General features: G+C 46.0%; 18 protein-coding genes. 16 read left to right on the forward strand and 2 right to left on the reverse strand.

The genetic code is table 11. From position 1 onward, the window contains the following. Positions 1-66: 66 nt before the first annotated feature. Both N6H06_RS05975 and N6H06_RS05980 read right to left on the reverse strand, forming a co-directional pair. Positions 67-318: a hypothetical protein gene (locus N6H06_RS05975; protein WP_062746428.1), complete on the reverse strand. Its 252-nt coding sequence runs from the start codon at positions 316-318 to the stop codon at positions 67-69. Then, entirely contained in the window at positions 311-1,405 is a 1,095-nt protein-coding gene (locus tag N6H06_RS05980; protein ID WP_263705842.1) for a response regulator aspartate phosphatase, read from the reverse strand. The genes N6H06_RS05975 and N6H06_RS05980 overlap by 8 nt, the downstream gene beginning before the upstream one ends. Before the next feature lie 308 nt (positions 1,406-1,713). Between N6H06_RS05980 and N6H06_RS05985 the strand changes: the two genes are divergently transcribed. From N6H06_RS05985 to N6H06_RS06060, 16 genes are all read left to right on the forward strand, one after another. Next, positions 1,714-2,730, forward strand: coding sequence for a sugar-binding transcriptional regulator (locus N6H06_RS05985; RefSeq protein WP_062746431.1), 1,017 nt, complete (start codon positions 1,714-1,716; stop codon positions 2,728-2,730). A gap of 63 nt (positions 2,731-2,793) precedes the next feature. Next, positions 2,794-3,801, forward strand: coding sequence for a type I glyceraldehyde-3-phosphate dehydrogenase (gap, locus tag N6H06_RS05990; RefSeq protein WP_062746433.1), 1,008 nt, complete (start codon positions 2,794-2,796; stop codon positions 3,799-3,801). A gap of 79 nt (positions 3,802-3,880) precedes the next feature. Further along, a complete protein-coding gene (locus N6H06_RS05995) occupies positions 3,881-5,065 on the forward strand; it encodes a phosphoglycerate kinase (RefSeq protein WP_062746434.1) in 1,185 nt (394 codons plus the stop codon). Positions 5,066-5,082: 17 nt separating this feature from the next. Then, positions 5,083-5,838: a triose-phosphate isomerase gene (tpiA, locus tag N6H06_RS06000; protein ID WP_062746438.1), complete on the forward strand. Its 756-nt coding sequence runs from the start codon at positions 5,083-5,085 to the stop codon at positions 5,836-5,838. Next, the gene (gene gpmI, locus N6H06_RS06005; protein ID WP_062746440.1) at positions 5,835-7,367 is read left to right on the forward strand and encodes a 2,3-bisphosphoglycerate-independent phosphoglycerate mutase; all 1,533 of its coding nucleotides are present in this window, start codon (positions 5,835-5,837) and stop codon (positions 7,365-7,367) included. The genes tpiA and gpmI overlap by 4 nt, the downstream gene beginning before the upstream one ends. A gap of 23 nt (positions 7,368-7,390) precedes the next feature. Next, the gene (gene eno, locus N6H06_RS06010; RefSeq protein ID WP_062746442.1) at positions 7,391-8,680 is read left to right on the forward strand and encodes a phosphopyruvate hydratase; all 1,290 of its coding nucleotides are present in this window, start codon (positions 7,391-7,393) and stop codon (positions 8,678-8,680) included. A 185-nt stretch (positions 8,681-8,865) separates the two neighbouring features. Continuing rightward, positions 8,866-9,567, forward strand: a complete 702-nt coding sequence (locus N6H06_RS06015; protein ID WP_062746447.1) for a GntR family transcriptional regulator — start codon at positions 8,866-8,868, stop codon at positions 9,565-9,567. Positions 9,568-9,632: 65 nt separating this feature from the next. After that, positions 9,633-10,553 carry a dihydrodipicolinate synthase family protein gene (locus N6H06_RS06020; protein ID WP_263705843.1) on the forward strand — a complete coding sequence of 307 codons (921 nt, stop codon included), beginning with the start codon at positions 9,633-9,635 and terminating at the stop codon, positions 10,551-10,553. Between the two features lie 5 nt (positions 10,554-10,558). Continuing rightward, positions 10,559-12,019, forward strand: coding sequence for an alpha-ketoglutaric semialdehyde dehydrogenase GucD (gene gucD / locus N6H06_RS06025; RefSeq protein ID WP_263705844.1), 1,461 nt, complete (start codon positions 10,559-10,561; stop codon positions 12,017-12,019). Between the two features lie 5 nt (positions 12,020-12,024). Further along, a complete protein-coding gene (locus tag N6H06_RS06030; RefSeq protein WP_263705845.1) occupies positions 12,025-13,194 on the forward strand; it encodes a mandelate racemase/muconate lactonizing enzyme family protein in 1,170 nt (389 codons plus the stop codon). Positions 13,195-13,214: 20 nt separating this feature from the next. Next, the gene (locus N6H06_RS06035) at positions 13,215-14,189 is read left to right on the forward strand and encodes a tripartite tricarboxylate transporter substrate binding protein (protein WP_263705846.1); all 975 of its coding nucleotides are present in this window, start codon (positions 13,215-13,217) and stop codon (positions 14,187-14,189) included. An 18-nt stretch (positions 14,190-14,207) separates the two neighbouring features. Continuing rightward, positions 14,208-14,681, forward strand: a complete 474-nt coding sequence (locus tag N6H06_RS06040) for a tripartite tricarboxylate transporter TctB family protein (protein WP_263705847.1) — start codon at positions 14,208-14,210, stop codon at positions 14,679-14,681. Between the two features lie 15 nt (positions 14,682-14,696). Then, positions 14,697-16,190 (forward strand): tripartite tricarboxylate transporter permease, encoded by a 1,494-nt coding sequence (locus N6H06_RS06045; RefSeq protein ID WP_263705848.1) that lies wholly within the window; start codon positions 14,697-14,699, stop codon positions 16,188-16,190. A 127-nt stretch (positions 16,191-16,317) separates the two neighbouring features. Continuing rightward, positions 16,318-16,770, forward strand: a complete 453-nt coding sequence (locus N6H06_RS06050) for a pyridoxamine 5'-phosphate oxidase family protein (protein WP_263705849.1) — start codon at positions 16,318-16,320, stop codon at positions 16,768-16,770. Positions 16,771-16,838: 68 nt separating this feature from the next. Further along, positions 16,839-17,069 carry a preprotein translocase subunit SecG gene (gene secG / locus N6H06_RS06055; protein ID WP_062746464.1) on the forward strand — a complete coding sequence of 77 codons (231 nt, stop codon included), beginning with the start codon at positions 16,839-16,841 and terminating at the stop codon, positions 17,067-17,069. A 93-nt stretch (positions 17,070-17,162) separates the two neighbouring features. Further along, positions 17,163-18,134 carry an LLM class flavin-dependent oxidoreductase gene (locus tag N6H06_RS06060; RefSeq protein WP_263705850.1) on the forward strand — a complete coding sequence of 324 codons (972 nt, stop codon included), beginning with the start codon at positions 17,163-17,165 and terminating at the stop codon, positions 18,132-18,134. Positions 18,135-18,142 lie beyond the last annotated feature (8 nt).

The following is an 18,142-nucleotide window of genomic DNA, read 5'->3' on the forward strand; positions in this document are numbered from 1 at the left end:
TTTCATGTCAAGGATCGATAGGATTCAAATGTAATAAAAAGAGAATCGATTGGCTCTCTAGTAAAATTAAGCGTTTAGCTTCGACGTGTGAATGAAAGTAATGTCTCCTTTATCACGTTCGTCAATGGAAGTGATGTCTCCTTTATCGTGGCTGCCAATGAAAGTAATATCTCCTTTATCACTGCTGTCAATGAAAGTAATGTCTCCTTTATCGCGGCTATTCATTTCACTGTCAGCCTGTGTGTTTGTAAAAACAACGAATGAAGCTGCTGCGATTAAAGAGACGCCAAGTGAAACGAACAACTTTTTCTTAAACAACTGAATCAACTCCTAAAGTATGTTGGTATAAGCGTGCACCATGGGCCACTTTCATATATTTCAATGCAAGTCTAGTATTTCCTTCCTTTTCTGCAAAGTGAGCGGCTTCTTCAGCAAGTTCACTCACCTCAAAGTCCATTCCTTCTTTTTGGAGCTGTGCAATCGCTTCGTCAACCAAATCATAGTTTTTTTCGATGTGAAGGCCTTCCGTAAACAAGCAGCGCGCATTGTATTCTTTGCTTTTGTAGTAGGCGGCACCTGCTTTTGCAATTTGGAAATGGGGGAGGGCTTCTTCGATTTTTCCTTGATTAAAGAGGACGTTACTTAAATTGTATCTGGATTTGGCACCGAAAATCGTGTTTTTGTGCTCAGGAATGTCAAGCGCTCGTTTAAAATACGTTTCCGCCTCGTCAAACTTTTTTTGGCCCTGCTTGTTTAAACCTAGCGTCCGCAACACTTGACCATATACAATTGGAATGCCTTTAGCACATTCTAGCGCCTGTTTTAGGATGGCTTCGCCTTTTTCAGGGTTGTTTAACTCTTGATGAATACAGGCAGTGATAATTTGGCAGTTTATCGCGGGCTCATGATATTGAAGCCGATCGAATAGGACGTTTGCTTGTTCCATGTAGGACGAAGCAATCAAATAGTGGTTCAGCCGATAATAAACAAGGCCAATATATTGATAAAATTCCGCTTCCTCCGCCTCGTCGTTTACGTATTCTAGTAGTCGTTCGGCTTTGCGAAATAGCTTTACAGCAGACTGGTACCGTTCTTGCGTAAACTCGTATTGGCCGTTAACAAAGTAATAGAGATACGTGAGAAGGTCATCAATTTCGGTCTTTTCAGAAATCGGTTCTATTTTCTCAGGGCATTCGTTTTTATCGTAACGGCTGACTAAAATCTGATGTTTAAATTCGACTAGTGAGTAGAAGGCCATAAACTTGTCGCTTGGATCCATCGCTGGTAGAAGCTGTTTGACCTCCTCTTTTAAAAGAATCGCCTGTTCATATGACTTAGAAAGAAGGCAACTATACCATTCTGCGATCTTTGCCCCAACCGATTCTGAACTTATCGTCCTCCCCATAAAACCAACCTCCTAATGAATCCCATTTATATTCATATAATAGCAAAGAAAATAGGACTTGCCTACTATTATAAGAATTTTCCCCAAAGTTATAAAACGTTACCTCTGAAAACAAAATAGGAACATGTCATTTTGCGAATCATCTTGATTTTGACAATAGGCTTGCCATTATCAAACGGGGGATGTTTTAGTTGTCTGTTTTCGACTTCCTTGGTACAATACAAGTGTAGTGAATGTTTTTGCCCTAACCGGGACATAATATGTCTGTGCGGGACGTTATATGTCCCGATAAACGGAGGAGGTGTTACATGCGGACGCTTATTAATCTGCAAAGACAGATTGTTCCCGAATTAATGGAAACAATGGCGAAGCGTTATCGCTTGCTGCAATATATCCGTTTAATGCAGCCAATCGGGCGCAGAAGCCTAGCAACCAATTTGCAAACCTCCGAACGTATCGTCCGTGGGGAAGTGACGCTTCTTAAAGATCAGGGGCTCATTGAACTGACGACGGCAGGCATGCGTCTAACTGAAGCAGGCGAAGCGTTGTTCCTAGAGCTTGCCGATATGATGGCAGAGCTGCTCGGACATCGCCGGCTGGAAGAAAAGCTGGAAGAAAAGCTTGGCGTCGGCCAGGCGATTGTTGTGGCTGGTGATAGCGACGAAGAAGAATGGGTGAAGCAGGAGTTAGGGAGAGCTTGCGTCGATGAATTGAAACGTGTGGCTAAGAAAGGCGACGTCTTCGCCGTAATGGGCGGCACAACGCTTGCTGCCGTAGCAAATATGGTCACGCCAGATGAGACGCTAGCGACAACGACGTTCGTGCCCGCTAGAGGCGGGTTGGGCGAAAAAGTTGAAATCCAGGCTAATACCATCAGTGCTGAGTTTGCCAGGCGCTCAGGAGCTTCTTACCGGCTGCTGCACGTTCCTGATCAATTAAGCGAAGAAGCATACCATTCACTTGTATTGGAACGATCAGTTAGGGAAATCCTAGATGTGATTACGTCTTCTGCTGTTGTCATGCATGGCATCGGCGATGCGAGGCGAATGGCAGCTAGGCGCGATTCTGGTCAGCCGTTTATTGAGACATTGAAACGGGAAGAAGCGGTAGCAGAAGCGTTCGGCTATTACTTCAATGCAAATGGAGAAATTATCCACAAGCAGCGAACAATAGGCTTGCAATTAGGCGAGCTTGAAGGCAAGTACGTTATCTCAATCGCTGGCGGGCATACGAAAGCAAATGCGATTCTCGCTTATATGAAGAATAGGCCAAGTGATGTACTTGTAACAGACGAAGGGGCAGCCAGACGGCTGTTATCCGAGTGAGATCCTGTAAAAAAGGCAACTGCCTTTTTAATAAAAAGAATTTAACGCTAGGAGGAAATCATCATGGCAACAAAAATTGGTATTAACGGATTTGGCCGTATCGGCCGTAATGTATTCCGCGCTTCCCTTAAAAACCCGAATGTAGAGGTAGTAGCAATCAATGATTTGACAGATGCCAATATGCTGGCACACTTGTTAAAATATGATTCTGTACACGGTGTTCTTGACGCTAAAGTTGAAGCAAAAGACAACTCACTTGTTGTCGACGGAAGAGAAATTTTTGTATCTGCTGAGCGCAACCCTGCTGAAATTGGCTGGGACAAGCACGGCGTTGAAGTTGTAGTGGAATCAACTGGTTTCTTCACAAAGCGTGCAGACGCTGCGAAACACCTTGAAGCTGGCGCGAAAAAAGTCATTATTTCTGCTCCTGCTTCAGACGAAGACATTACTATTGTAATGGGTGTTAACGAAGACAAGTACGATCCGGCCAACCATCATGTGATTTCAAATGCCTCTTGTACAACAAACTGTTTAGCGCCGTTTGCAAAAGTACTTAACGACAAATTTGGCATTCGTCGCGGGATGATGACGACTGTTCACTCTTATACAAACGATCAGCAAATCCTTGACTTACCGCACAAAGATTACCGTCGTGCCCGTGCAGCTGCAGAGAACATCATTCCGACAACAACTGGTGCAGCGAAAGCTGTTGCCCTTGTGCTACCTGAATTAAAAGGAAAGCTTAACGGTGGGGCTATGCGTGTGCCGACTCCTAACGTTTCTTTAGTCGACCTTGTCGCTGAGCTTGACAAAGACGTAACGGCTGAAGAAGTAAACGGAGCTCTTAAAGAAGCAGCAGAAGGCGATCTTAAAGGCATTCTTGCTTACTCTGAAGAGCCGCTTGTTTCTGGCGATTACAACGGCAACCCACATTCTTCTACAATCGACGCGCTTTCAACGATGGTCATGGAAGGCAATATGGTTAAAGTGATTTCTTGGTATGACAACGAGTCTGGCTATTCTCACCGTGTTGTAGACTTGCTTGATTACATTGCTGGTAAAGGGCTTTAATAAAAATAGGCTTCAGAGGAGGAAGGCCATCTGCCTCCCTCCTTTGCACTGTCTAGATGTCCGATAGGAGGATCAAGTAATGAACAAAAAAACGCTTTATGACTATGATTTTGCAGGTAAAACCGTATTTTGCCGAGTTGATTTCAATGTGCCGATGAACGATGGAAAGATTACTGATGAAACGCGGATTCAAGCAGCTTTGCCTACGATTAAATACTTAAGTGAACAAGGGGCGCGCGTCTTGCTAGCAAGCCATCTTGGCCGCCCGAAAGGCGAAGTGGTAGAAAGCTTGCGCTTGGCGCCTGTCGCCACACGCCTTGGCGAACTGTTAGGAAAAGAAGTACAAGCCGTCCAGGAAGCGCACGGTCCAGTAGCAAAACAAGCAGCGGAAGGTCTTGAAGACGGTGGCGTCTTGTTGCTTGAAAATGTCCGCTTTTATCCAGGGGAAGAAAGGAACGATCCTGAATTAGCGAAAGCGTTTGCTAGCCTAGCCGACATTTTTGTCAATGATGCATTTGGGGCGGCACACCGTGCCCACGCTTCAACAGAAGGCATTGCCCACTATTTGCCGTCAGCTGCTGGTTTTCTAATGGAAAAAGAACTTGATGTGCTCGGCAAAGCGTTAAGCAACCCTGAACGTCCGTTTACAGCAGTCATCGGTGGCGCAAAAGTAAAAGACAAGATTGGCGTTATTGACAACTTGCTAGATAAAGTCGACAATTTAATTATTGGCGGCGGCCTCGCATACACGTTTGTCAAAGCGCAGGGCTATGAAGTTGGCAAATCGTTGCTTGAAGAAGATAAGCTCGATTTAGCCAAGCAGTTTATGGAAAAAGCTGAACAAAAGGGCGTTAAGTTTTATATGCCTGAAGATGTCATTGTTGCCGATGACTTTTCTGACGATGCCAACAAAAAAGAAGTGGCCATCAGCGACATTCCAGCTGATTGGGAAGCGCTTGACATTGGTCCTAAAACGCGGAAAACCTATGAAGCTGTATTAAAAGCTTCAAAATTAGTGATTTGGAACGGGCCAATGGGTGTGTTTGAGATCGAATCGTTTGCAGGTGGCACAAAAGCGGTCGCAAATGCGCTGGCAGAGGCGTCAGATACGTATTCAGTCATTGGTGGCGGCGATTCAGCGGCAGCCGTTGAACAATTTGGCCTTGCTGACAAAATGAGTCATATTTCAACAGGCGGAGGCGCCAGCCTTGAATTTATGGAAGGCAAGGAACTTCCAGGCGTTGTCGCACTATCAGAAAAATAATGCAGCGAGGTGATACCATGCGTAAACCAATTATTGCAGGAAACTGGAAAATGAATAAAACAATCGGCGAAGCTGTTGATTTTGTCGAAGCAGTAAAAGCGAACGTTCCCGCAAATGCAACGGTTGATTCGGTTGTTTGCGCGCCAGCATTGTTTCTTGACCGTTTGCTTCAAGCGGTAAAAGGAACAGAGTTAAAAATCGGTGCTCAAACGATGCATTTTGAAGACAATGGCGCGTTTACAGGAGAGATCAGCCCCAAAGCATTGTCTGACATGGGCGTCCATTACGTGATTATCGGCCATTCAGAACGGCGCGAAATGTTTGCCGAGACAGACGAGACTGTCAACAAGAAAGTGCATGCCGCATTCGCCCATCAGTTGGTTCCGATTATGTGCTGCGGTGAAACGGCTGAAGAGCGTGAAGCTGGTAAAATGGAAGCTGTTGTAAAAGAGCAAGTAGAAAAAGGCCTTGCTGGTTTAAGCGAAGAACAAGTAAAACAAACGGTAATTGCGTACGAGCCTATTTGGGCGATCGGCACAGGCAAATCAGCGACAGAAAAAGACGCGAATGAAGCTTGCGCTTACGTGCGTCAAACGGTGGCCGCTAATTTTTCTGAAGCAGCAGCAGAGGCGATTCGGATCCAGTACGGCGGCAGCGTAAAACCTGGCAACATTAAAGACTACATGGCCCAACCGGACATAGATGGCGCCCTTGTTGGTGGAGCCAGCTTGGACGCAGATTCGTTTTTAGAATTAGTGGAGGCAGCAAAATGAGTAAAAAGCCAGTAGCCTTAATCATTCTCGATGGCTTTGGCCTGCGAGAGGAAGAGAAAGGCAATGCCGTGGCACAAGCCCAAAAGCCGAACTTTGACCGTTACTGGAATGAGTTTCCACACGCCACGTTGCGGGCAGACGGTGAAAATGTTGGCTTGCCAGAAGGGCAAATGGGCAATTCAGAAGTTGGCCATTTAAACATTGGTGCTGGGCGCATTGTGTACCAAAGTTTAACGCGTGTGAATTTGTCGATTCGCGAAGGCGACTTTTTTAAGAATGAGACGTTCATAAAGGCAATGGACCATGTTAAAGAAAAACAATCGGCACTCCATATATATGGTTTGTTGTCCGATGGCGGCATCCATAGCCACATCGACCATATTTATGCCTTGCTTGATATGGCAAAACAACAAAACGTCGAGCGCGTTTATGTCCATGGCTTTTTAGATGGCCGCGACGTCGGCCCCACTTCAGCAGAAGTATACTTAAAAGGATTGCAAGACAAATTTGATGAAGTCGGACTCGGTAAGCTGGCGACTGTACACGGCCGTTACTATGCAATGGATCGCGACAAACGTTGGGATCGAGTTGAAAAGTCATACCGTGCAATGGTTTATGGCGAAGGCCCTGCCTATAAGAACGGGCTAGAGCTGCTAGAAGACAGCTACAAAAACAACATTGTTGATGAGTTTGTGATCCCGTCCGTTATAACAGAAGAGGATGGTACACCTATAGCAACTGTCAAAGACGATGATGCCGTCATTTTCTGCAATTTTCGCCCTGACCGTGCTATCCAGCTATCACAAGTTTTCACGAATGAAGACTTTCGTGGGTTCGACCGCGGGGAAAAGATGCCGAAGCGCCTCCATTTTGTCTGCTTAACGAAGTTTAGTGAAACAGTGAAAGGCTTTGTTGCCTTTAAACCGACAAACTTGGACAATACGCTTGGCGAAGTCCTTTCCCAGCAAAACTACACACAACTACGGATTGCGGAAACCGAAAAGTACCCACATGTGACGTTCTTTTTCAGTGGCGGGCGTGAAGAAGAGTTTCCAGGCGAAGAGCGGATTTTGATCGACTCGCCTAAAGTCGCTACTTACGACCTTAAACCGGAAATGAGCGCGTATGAAGTAACCGATGCGCTTGTCAAGGAAATCGAAGGCGAAAAACATGATGTGATTATCTTAAACTTTGCCAACCCTGACATGGTTGGGCATTCAGGAATGTTGGAGCCAACAGTAAAAGCGATTGAAGCCGTTGACGAATGCTTAGGCCGTGTTGTCGATGCATTGCTTCAAAAAGGCGGAGCGGCGATTATTACAGCAGACCACGGCAATGCCGACGAAGTCGTGACACTTGATGGCAAACCGATGACGGCACATACGACAAACAAAGTGCCTGTCATCGTAACGGAAAAAGGAATCAGGCTTCGTGAAGACGGCATTTTAGCTGACTTGGCGCCGACTGTGCTTGATTTGCTTGGCGGGGACAAGCCGAAAGAAATGACAGGCAAGACGCTTAAACAATAAATTCAATTTAGGAGTGAATTGACATGACGATTATTTCTGATGTTTATGCACGTGAAGTCCTTGACTCTCGTGGCAACCCGACTGTAGAAGTAGAAGTTCACCTAGAATCCGGCATTATGGGCCGTGCCCTCGTGCCAAGTGGCGCCTCGACTGGCGAATACGAAGCGGTAGAACTTCGCGACGGCGGCGACCGTTATATGGGCAAAGGTGTCCAAAAGGCAGTTGACAATGTAAATGAAAAAATCGCTCCTGAACTAATTGGCGAAAACGCGTTGGACCAAATTGGCATCGACCGTTTGTTAATCGAACTTGACGGGACAGAAAACAAAGGCAACTTTGGCGCCAATGCGATTCTTGGCGTGTCAATGGCCGTTGCCCACGCTGCTGCAAATGCACTTGACATTCCACTATATGTTTACCTTGGCGGCTTTAATGCTAAGCAACTTCCAGTACCAATGATGAACATCATTAATGGGGGAGAGCATGCCGACAACAACGTAGATATTCAAGAATTTATGGTCATGCCTGTCGGCGCAGAGAGCTTTAAAGAAGCGCTTCGCATGGGTGCGGAAATTTTCCATAACTTGAAGTCTGTTCTTAAAGCGAAAGGCTACAACACAGCAGTAGGCGACGAAGGTGGCTTTGCTCCTAACCTTTCTTCAAACGAAGAAGCGCTTGCCACGATCATTGAAGCGATTGAAAAAGCAGGTTATAAGCCTGGAGAACAAGTGAAGTTGGCAATGGACGTTGCTTCTTCTGAGCTTTACAGCAAAGAAGACGGCAAATACCACCTTGCTGGCGAAGGCAAAGTTCTTTCTTCTGAGGAAATGGTTTCCTTCTACGAAGAACTTGTTTCGAAATACCCAATTATCTCGATTGAAGATGGCCTTGATGAAAACGATTGGGAAGGCCACAAACTTCTAACAGAGCGCCTTGGCGATAAAGTTCAACTTGTTGGTGACGATTTGTTTGTCACAAACACGAAAAAGCTAGCGGAAGGCATTGAAAAAGGCATTGGCAACTCGATTCTGATCAAAGTAAACCAAATCGGCACATTGACGGAAACATTCGATGCAATCGAAATGGCAAAACGCGCTGGCTATACAGCTGTTATTTCCCACCGTTCTGGTGAAACAGAAGATGCGACGATTGCTGACATTGCTGTTGCCACAAATGCTGGCCAAATCAAAACAGGCGCGCCATCTCGTACAGACCGTGTCGCCAAATACAACCAACTTCTTCGCATTGAAGATGAGCTTGCTGATCTTGCTCAGTACAATGGTTTGAAGTCTTTTTATAACTTGAGCAAGTAAGTCTAAAGCGCAATGGATGCCAGTGAGTCCATTGCGCTATTTTTTTTTGCATAAGCAAATATGTTATTTTGATTGCTAATGTGCCAACATTGATTAAGGAATTAAAAATAATGTTTTGACAATAGGCGTTTTTTGTTCTATAGTGTGATATATCAGATTTCATATTTTAAATTGGAGCTGGTTGTATGACTGATAAGGATGAACGTTTCTTTTCTGTTGATCCCAATTTAGTAAAGTCACTGCGTGAACTGGCAGTTGAAAAAATCCGCGAAGGAATTGTAAGCGGATACTTTGAAGTTGGAGAGCATTTAAAAGAGCGTGAGTTATCGAAGATGATGGGAATTAGCACGACGCCGATCAAAGAAGCGTTTCGGATTTTAGAAAATGAAGGCATGCTAGTAACCGTTCCGCGCAAAGGGACATTTGTTTCAGAGTACGCTTCTACATCAATTGAAGAAATTCTTCTTCTACGCGCCGCCGTTGAATCGCTATGTGCCCGCCTTGCTGCAGTCAAAATGAGCGAAGAAGACGTGAAGGAACTTGAGCAAGTGGTGCTTATCATGGAGAGCCTTCATAACAAAGGTGATTCAGATGCCTTGATTGAACAAAATTCACGGTTTCACCAAATGATTATTACCAGTACCGAAAATAAGATGATGCAAACGATCTTAGCTAACATTCGCAGCATAGACAAAGCCTTCCGGAAGCGTGCCCTTAAAGTGGAAGTCGAGCGCGAAGTCGGCTATCAAGAGCACAGAGCAATTTTTGAGGCGATTAAGCAACGGGAGCCTGAGCAGGCCGAACAGCGAATGAAAGACCATATTTTGCGGACGAAAGACAATATTTTGGCTGCAGAAGCGAGAGCACAGGCCGAAAGAAATCCATGATCATTCATCGGCCTATATAGGCCGAGAATGGTCAGAGCTAATTTTTTAGAAAAGGGTGATGAACTGTGGCAAAGAAGCCGTTGGCAAAAGCATTAGAAACCATTTCTGGCATACCAATCACGCCGTTTCGAAAATCAGACGGCAGCATCGATTGGAACCACTACAAGGAAACGGTCGACAGGATTGTCGACAATGGCATTGATGTGATCGTTCCTTGTGGAAATACGAGTGAATTCTATGCGCTGTCTCTTGAGGAAGCAAAAGAGGAAGTCCGGCGCACCGTAGAATATGTTAATGGGCGTGCGCTTGTCGTCGCTGGCATCGGATATGCGACGTCAACAGCGATTGAACTTGGAAACGATGCGATAGCGGCCGGGGTAGATGCGGTCATGATTCATATGCCGATCCACCCTTATGTGACAGCGGGCGGTGTGTGTGCCTACTTCCGCGAAATCATCGAGGCACTAGATTTTCCGTCACTCGTTTATTTTAAAGATCCTGAAATTTCCGACCAAGTGCTCGTTGATTTGGCGCCACTTGAAAACCTAGTCGGCGTCAAATATGCGATTAATGATTTGCCTCGCTTTGCCAAAGTTGTACGTTCGATTCCAGAGGAACATCAGATCGCTTGGATTTGTGGAACAGCAGAGAAATGGGCGCCATTTTTCTGGCATGCGGGGGCAAAAGGGTTTACTTCTGGGCTTGTGAATCTTCTGCCCGAAAAAGCAGTCGATATGCTGGAAGCATTGCGAAACAATGACAACGATACCGTGTGGCAAATTTGGGAAGACATTGTCCCTTTCGAGGACTTGCGCGCGAAGTACAACCAAGGCAATAACGTCGTCGTCATTAAAGAAGCAATGGAAATGCTTAGGCAAAATGCTGGGGTGACAAGGGCACCTGTGAATGAATTAAGCAACGAAGATAAACAGCTTGTGACAGAACTGCTTTCTAGCTGGAAGTTATTACAACCTACGAAAGGATGAGGCAAATGGCGATCAAAACAGAAGTCGTATTTGGCAATTATATTAACGGGCACTGGAAACAAGAAGCGGCTCCCCCTCTCGCAAGCATAAATCCGTCCGATGCCGAAGAAGTTGTGGGCTACATCCAGAATTCCCCGGCTGATGTCGTTGATGACGCGGTTGCAGCGGCGAAGGGCGCCCTTTTGCCGTGGCGGAAGCTGACAGGAGCGGAGCGTGGCCATTATTTGTATCAAGCGGCCAATCAGTTAGAAAACCGCCTCGATGAAATTGCGGAAACACTCGCCCGTGAAATGGGAAAAACATTGCCTGAAGCAAAAGGGGAGACAGCTCGCGGTGTCGCGATCCTTCGGTATTATGGCGGAGAAGGGTTAAGAGCTGATGGCGAGGTGATCCCTTCCACAGACAGCGAAGCGCTCATGTTTACGAAACGTGTTCCCCTCGGCGTCGTTGGTGTGATTACGCCATGGAATTTTCCTGTTGCGATTCCTGTATGGAAAATCGCTCCAGCGCTTATTTATGGCAATACGGTTGTGTTTAAACCAGCAACAGAAGCAGCTGTAACAGCAGCAAAAGTAGTGGAGTGTTTTGCGCAAGCGGGACTTCCTGAAGGTGTGCTCAATTTGGTGACAGGGTCTGGCAAGGTGATCGGAAATGCACTAGTCGCCCATGAACACGTTCACGGCCTAACGTTTACTGGCTCAGAACAAACAGGTAAGCAAATTGGAAAAGCAGCAGCTGCAAGGGGAGCGAAGTACCAGCTTGAAATGGGTGGAAAAAACCCTGTTATTGTCGCAGAAGATGCTGATCTTCATGTAGCTGTTGATGCAACAATTAGCGGTGCTTTTCGCTCTACAGGACAGAAATGTACGGCGACAAGCCGCGTCATTGTCGCTGAAGCGATTCTTCAGGACTTCCAGGAGCTTCTTCTCGAAAAAACAAAACAAATTACAATTGGCAAAGCTCTAGACGATGGCGTTTGGATGGGGCCTTGTGCAAGTGAGGCGCAGCTTCGTACCGTTCTAGACTATATTGAAATCGGCAAAAATGAAGGCGCGAAACTTTTATGCGGCGGCAAGAGAGTAACAGACGGAAACCGGTCGGCAGGCTATTTTGTTGAACCGACGATCTTTACAAACGTGAATCGCCATATGCGAATTGCCCAAGAAGAAATATTCGGCCCAGTTATTGCTCTTATCACAGCGAAGAACATGGAAGAGGCGATTGAAATCGCCAATGACAGCCGGTACGGGTTAAGTGCCTCTATTTTCACAACCAATATTGAAAAAATGCTGTTGTTTATTGATGAAATGGATGCGGGCCTTGTTCGAGTTAATGCAGAAAGCGCCGGTGTTGAATTGCAAGCGCCATTTGGGGGAATGAAAGCGTCCAGCTCCCACTCTAGGGAACAAGGGCAAGCGGCGAAGGAATTTTACACATCAATCAAAACGGTATTCGTGAAAGGGTGATGAGGATGAAAATTACAGATGTGCAGTTAACGGCAATCGGTATGCCACGCTTGACTGGCTTTGTCAATAAACATGTGATCGTGCAATTGTTTACAGACAACGGCATTGAGGGGATTGGCGAAATGTCAGACTTCTCTCATCTACCGAAGTATGCGGTTGACATTGTTGATTTGGAGCGTACGTTAAAACAAATTCTCGTTGGCAAAAACCCATTTGACATAGCCCCTATCAATACAGAGTTAAATGGAAACTTCCCTGAAGCGATGTACTATTATGAAAAAGGTAGCTTTATTCGAAATGGCGTTGACACGGCGCTTTATGACCTTTGTGGAAAAGCGCTAGGCGTGTCTGTGTCTGATCTATTAGGGGGCCGCCAACGCGAGAAAATCAAAGTATGCTTTCCGATTTTTAGGCATCGCTTTATGGATGAAGTCGAGGCGAATTTAGAGCTTGTTAAAAAGCAATATGAGAAAGGTTTTGACGTATTTCGCCTTTATGTCGGCAAAAACGTTGATGCGGACGAGGCCTTTTTAGCAAGGGTTTATGACGAGTTTGGCGGCAAAGTAAAAGTGAAATCCCTTGATTTTAGCCATCTCCTTGATTGGAAGGAAGCGTTACGGATTACGCGGCGCTTAGCGAAATACCCAATTGATCTTGTTGAGAGTCCTGCGCTCCGAAATGATTTTGTAGGGCTGCATCATTTCCGCATGCGCTGTGAATTACCGGTAAGCGAACATGTCTGGAGCTTGCGCCAGCAGTCGGAAATGATCAAACATGATTCAGTCGATATTTTTAACATTGCACCTGTCTTTATTGGCGGCATTACACAGGCAAGAAAAGCGGCCGATGCAGCGGCTGTAGCTGAAAAAAGCGTCCTTATTGGGACGACACAGGAACTGTCAATTGGCACAACAGCGATGGCCTATTTTGGTTCAACGCTCGATCATTTAAACTACATTTCCGATCCAACTGGCCCAGAGCTTTACGTAGGCGATGTCGTTAAAAACAAAGTCTATTATGAAAACGGTTACTTGTATTTGCCTGAACGTTCAACCGTAGGGCTCGGAATGGAGCTTGATTGGGAAAAAATCGAGCAATACCGGGTCGAGTCGCTCAACTGGGAAGATGTATCCGTCCATCAACTGCAAGATCGAACATCACAAACGCGCGCTTAAAGCGGGAGGAGGTGTAAGTCGTGAAATGGTTCCCTTTGCTCGTGCTGCAGGCTCTTCTTCTAGTTGCCTGCAGCAACCACGACGAAACAGCCGTTACGCAAGCTGCCATTGACACGTACCCGAAGCAAACGATTGAACTTTATGTCCCTGCCTCGCCAGGAGGGCAGTCTGATGCTGGGGCAAGAGTGTTAGCACGTCATATCGGAAAGTATTTAGATAGCGACGTTGTCATTGTTAACCAAGACGCTGCAGGTGGTGCACTTGCTTATGAAAATGTCTACCGCGCCAAGGCCGATGGATACAAGCTTCTCTATTATCATCAAGCATTGCACACAAGTTATGCAGTTGGCCAATACGATTATTCGGCGTTGGAAATGACGCCGATTGGAACCTTTGCTGGCATTAACCAAGTTTTCGTCACGCGTGCTGATGCCCCATGGGATTCATTAGAAGAACTAGTTGAGGAAGCGAGGCAAAACCCTTACGAAATCCTGTATGGTGGCCAAATCGGCGGAACCACTCATTTTATGGGCGAGCAACTTGGGCAAGTTGCCGATGTCGACATTAAAGTGCTTGATGTCGGTGGAGAGTCAGACCGTATGACGGCATTGCTCGGCAACCAAATTGATTTTGTTTCTACTGGAATTGGCAACGCCTTAAACTATATAGAATCAGGCGATTTTAAAGCGTTAGCCGTTCTATCAGAAGAACGGGATGAGCTGGCACCTGATATTCCGACTGCCCTTGAGCAAGGGTATGACGTGCAGTTTCCAATCATCCATACATTATACGGGCCGCCTAATCTGCCCGAAGAGATCATCGACAAATGGAACGCAGCAGCAGAGCAGCTTGCAGAAGATGAGGAGTATGTACAAGACCTCGCCACCACGTTCCAGAGACATATTCAAATGGATCATCATGAAACCCTTACATTCAACCAAGAAGAACTCAAAAAAGCAGAAGACATCGCGTTTGAGTTATTTCAAGAAGACTAGGGATAAGGGGGAGCCAATATGTCAAAACTCGATTGCTGGATTGGAATGGGAACGCTCATTGTCGGCGCCTATATAATTTTGGAAACGCTTACGATGGATTATATGAGGCTAATGGATGATCCTGGGCCCGTTTTATTGCCAAGAATAGTCGGTACGGCACTTGTCATTTGTGGTGCTGCTTTAACAGTAGGAGGATTAAAAGCAAAGAAAAAAACGGAGCCGAAAGAGGATTTACCTGAGGCAAAAGCGCGGCAAAAGAAAATGTATGTGATATTAGGAAGTTTGTTTCTATATGCTGTCGCTTTTTCGGCGTTAGGGTACGTATTAAGCACATTCCTTTTTTTAGCAGCCACGACTTTGTACTTGTCTAGTAAGAGAACGAAAAAACATGTCGTTCAAGTAACAGTGGCCTCACTACTTATTACTTTTTCAATCTATTGGATATTTACCGAATACCTTGATGTTTTATTGCCAGGCGGATTTTTCCGATGAAGGGGGACGAAATCAATGGATGTTTTACTTGCGAGCATAACTGACGTGTTCACCCCTTTTGTCGTGTTGTTAATGGTACTAGGGGTGTTTATTGGCCTCATGTTTGGCACAGTGCCTGGCCTAACCTCAACGATGGCCATGGCCTTGTTCGTGCCGTTTACGTTCCAACTAGAACCGATACAAGGAATCAGTTTTCTTGTCTGCTTGCACTTAGGCGGCGTTTCTGGCGGGCTCGTTGCTTCTACACTTCTTGGAATACCAGGAACGCCCTCATCGATCGCCACTACGTTCGATGCGTACCCAATGGCGAAAAACGGCGAACCAGTAAGAGCGCTCGGCATTGGTATTGTCGCCTCACTTGTTGGCGGTTTACTAAGCTTTATTGCCTTGACTACCATTTCTCCCCTTATTTCCAGGTTTGCGGTGCAGATGGGGCCATTTGAGTTTTTTGCTTTAATTTTTTTCGCGCTTTCCTTGCTTGCCGTCCTGGCCCAAGGTAGCATGTTGAAAGGGATTACTGCTGGCTTTATTGGCTTAGCGATTGGCATGGTAGGGTTCGCACCAATTGATGGGCTGCAGCGCTATACATTTGGCGTGTTAGAGCTAAAAGGCGGCATCAGCCTGTTGCCGCTTATCATGGGCTTATTCGCCATCGCTCAACTTTTATCGGAAATAAAAGCAGGCGATGAGCGGAAAGAAATGAACTTCTCTGTTAAAGGAATCGGCATAAAGGTGGCAGAATTATTTCAAAATAAATGGAATATGCTGCGTTCGTCGATCATCGGGATTGCATTTGGCATATTGCCAGGGTTGGGGAGCGGTACGGCAAACCTTGTTGCCTATGCACAAACGAAGCAAGCATCAAAAAACCGCGACAAGTTTGGGAAAGGGGCACCGGAAGGCATCTATGCGTCTGAATCAGCGAATACCGCTGCTGTTGGCGGATCACTTATTCCGATGCTAACACTCGGTATACCTGGCGATACGGTAACAGCGATTTTGCTTGGCGGCTTTATGATTCATGGCATTCAGCCTGGTCCGCTTTTCTTTGCAGAAAACCGCGAAATTGTCAATGTCGTATTTATTGCTTTCATTGTTGCTATCTTTCTCGTTCTTTTATTTCAAGCGTTCGCGATGCGATTTTTTACACGTGTATTGATGATTTCAAAAGAATATTTGTTCCCAATTATCCTTGTCTTATGTTTCGTCGGCGCCTTTGCCACCAACTCTTCTGTTTTCGATATTGGCGTCATGCTCTTTTTTGGGGTTATTGGCTACATTTTGTTAAAGGCCAAGTTTCCGATTGCTCCGCTCATTTTGGGTTTTATTCTCGGGCCCCTTTTGGAAACGTATTTGCGGAGAGCACTCATGTCGACAGGCAATGTGGCCGACTTTTTTACGAAACCATTTTCAGCGATTTTCATTTTAATTGGTGTCGGTTGCGTCCTATACACCTTTATAAATGAAACGCGTTCGAACAAGAAAGACTCAAAATCAGCAAGTATGTAATCATTTTGTAGCTTGATGGGCACCCAGGCAATAAGAAGCAGAAGAAACTGTTGTTAGCCTAAGGTTTGGCATTTTGCAAAAGCCATGCTATCGTTAAGGGGAAAGAAAAAACGGGAGGCAGGCGTTTATGGCTGATAGTGAAATTCTTCCCCCTGCTGTAGCATCTTTTTTAAACGGTGAACAATTGGAAAAAAAGCAGCATGAGGCGATGCATTTTTTAACGGTTGATGAGAATGGCTTTCCATATAAAGCGATGGTGAGTGTCGGAGAAGTGTTAGCCTATTCAAAAGACCGCATACGGATTGCGTTATGGAGTGGGACACAAACGGATAACTATGCGATGCGTTCGAAAAAAGCAGTGCTCTTGCTCGTTACGTGCGAAACGGCTTTTGATATTCAGCTTCAACTTGAGCCGATAGGCCGTCAAGAGGACCTTGCCCTTTACGAAGGGCGCGTCTTACGTGTGAAAGCCGACCAAGCGCCTTATGCCAAATTAGAGTCGGCGGTGCGCTTTACTTTAAAGGATCCTGATGCTTCACTCGCCCATTGGCGCCACAAACTTCAGCTTCTAAAAAACTAGCCTATTGTTTTCAAAGGCATGGCTATGCTAAACTAGTGATACTGACGTGTTCGTGGAGGTGTTTGTTGATGCAGCTGTTTTTGATGATCGCATTAATTATTGTTTCTGTCCTTCTAGTCGCTGTCGTCCTCTTGCAGCCAGGCCGCAGCTCTGGGTTATCAGGAGCCATTACTGGAGGGGCAGAGCAGTTGCTAGGAAAACAAAAAGCGCGCGGGCTTGATGCGGTTTTGCATCGAGCAACAATCGTACTTGCTGTTTTGTTTTTTATTTTGACAGGGTTAAATGCGTATTTCCTATAAACGATGCGAAACACCTGGGCTTGCCAGGTGTTTTTTCTGTTTCCTGTTTAATTGCAGCTTAAAAAAGGAACAATCGGATATAGAGGTGATGAAGTGCGCTTAAGCATCTTAGACCAAGTGCCTATAACCATAGGACAATCAGCAGAACAAACAGCGGAACAAACGTTTTCTCTTGTTGAGCTTGCTGAACAATGGGGGTACGAACGGTATTGGTTTGCCGAACACCACGGCACAAGGGGGCTTGCTTCCAGTGCTCCTGAAGTGTGGATGGCGGCGGCTGCTGCAAGGACGAAGACGATTCATGTAGGTTCTGGAGGCATTTTGCTGTCTCAGTATAGCGCTTATAAAGTAGCGGCCCAATTAAGGCAACTAGAAGCGATGTTCCCAGGTCGAATTGATGGTGGCATTGGTAACTCCCCTGGAGGCACTGAACGAATTCGCGCTGCTCTTGCCAATGGACATACGGACGGGATCGCTATGTTTTGGGAGAAAGTCGATGCCCTTTCCAAGTGGGTACAAGGCGGCAGGCACCAGGAAGTGACTGTTTCGCCGAAACCAGCAAGTGCAGCAAACTTGTTTATCCTTGGTCTTGGGGAGCGGAGCGCCATCGAAGCGGGTCGGCGTGGGCTAGGTTTTGTGCACGGGCGTTTTATCGAGCCTGAACGAGGGAGATTGGCACACGCTGCATATCGACAAGCGTTTAGGGGCGAAGGGAAACCAGATGCGTTAACGGCGGTATTTATCATTTGTGGCGAAACGGACGAGCATGCTGAAGAGTTGGCCAAAACTCAAGATTTATGGTTGTTGCGGACGGAAAAAGGCTTAGATAGCCGCGTACCAAGCAGCAAAACAGTTGCCTCCGTTAAGCTAAGCGAACAAGACCGTGCCCGCATCCAAGGGAACCGGAAGCGGATGATTATTGGCGGGCCTGATACTGTAAAACGGGAGTTAGATAAAATCGCGAACGAAACAGGATGCGACCAATTTCTAGTTCTAACGAATATCGATGATTTTGATGAAAAATGCCGTTCTTATGCACGGCTGGCAGTCTGTTTTCACAAATAGAAAGCAAC

Origin of the sequence: Shouchella tritolerans, assembly GCF_025770735.1 — a bacterium.
Classification (GTDB): domain Bacteria; phylum Bacillota; class Bacilli; order Bacillales; family Bacillaceae_D; genus Shouchella; species Shouchella tritolerans.

Coding starts and splice junctions, on each gene's coding strand:
- N6H06_RS05980 (WP_263705842.1), bottom strand. CDS start 1,405: ATGGGGAGGACGATAAGTTCAGAATCGGTTGGGGCAAAGATCGCAGAA.
- N6H06_RS05985 (WP_062746431.1), top strand. CDS start 1,714: ATGCGGACGCTTATTAATCTGCAAAGACAGATTGTTCCCGAATTAATG.
- gap (WP_062746433.1), top strand. CDS start 2,794: ATGGCAACAAAAATTGGTATTAACGGATTTGGCCGTATCGGCCGTAAT.
- N6H06_RS05995 (WP_062746434.1), top strand. CDS start 3,881: ATGAACAAAAAAACGCTTTATGACTATGATTTTGCAGGTAAAACCGTA.
- tpiA (WP_062746438.1), top strand. CDS start 5,083: ATGCGTAAACCAATTATTGCAGGAAACTGGAAAATGAATAAAACAATC.
- gpmI (WP_062746440.1), top strand. CDS start 5,835: ATGAGTAAAAAGCCAGTAGCCTTAATCATTCTCGATGGCTTTGGCCTG.
- eno (WP_062746442.1), top strand. CDS start 7,391: ATGACGATTATTTCTGATGTTTATGCACGTGAAGTCCTTGACTCTCGT.
- N6H06_RS06015 (WP_062746447.1), top strand. CDS start 8,866: ATGACTGATAAGGATGAACGTTTCTTTTCTGTTGATCCCAATTTAGTA.
- gucD (WP_263705844.1), top strand. CDS start 10,559: ATGGCGATCAAAACAGAAGTCGTATTTGGCAATTATATTAACGGGCAC.
- N6H06_RS06030 (WP_263705845.1), top strand. CDS start 12,025: ATGAAAATTACAGATGTGCAGTTAACGGCAATCGGTATGCCACGCTTG.
- N6H06_RS06040 (WP_263705847.1), top strand. CDS start 14,208: ATGTCAAAACTCGATTGCTGGATTGGAATGGGAACGCTCATTGTCGGC.
- N6H06_RS06045 (WP_263705848.1), top strand. CDS start 14,697: ATGGATGTTTTACTTGCGAGCATAACTGACGTGTTCACCCCTTTTGTC.
- N6H06_RS06050 (WP_263705849.1), top strand. CDS start 16,318: ATGGCTGATAGTGAAATTCTTCCCCCTGCTGTAGCATCTTTTTTAAAC.
- secG (WP_062746464.1), top strand. CDS start 16,839: ATGCAGCTGTTTTTGATGATCGCATTAATTATTGTTTCTGTCCTTCTA.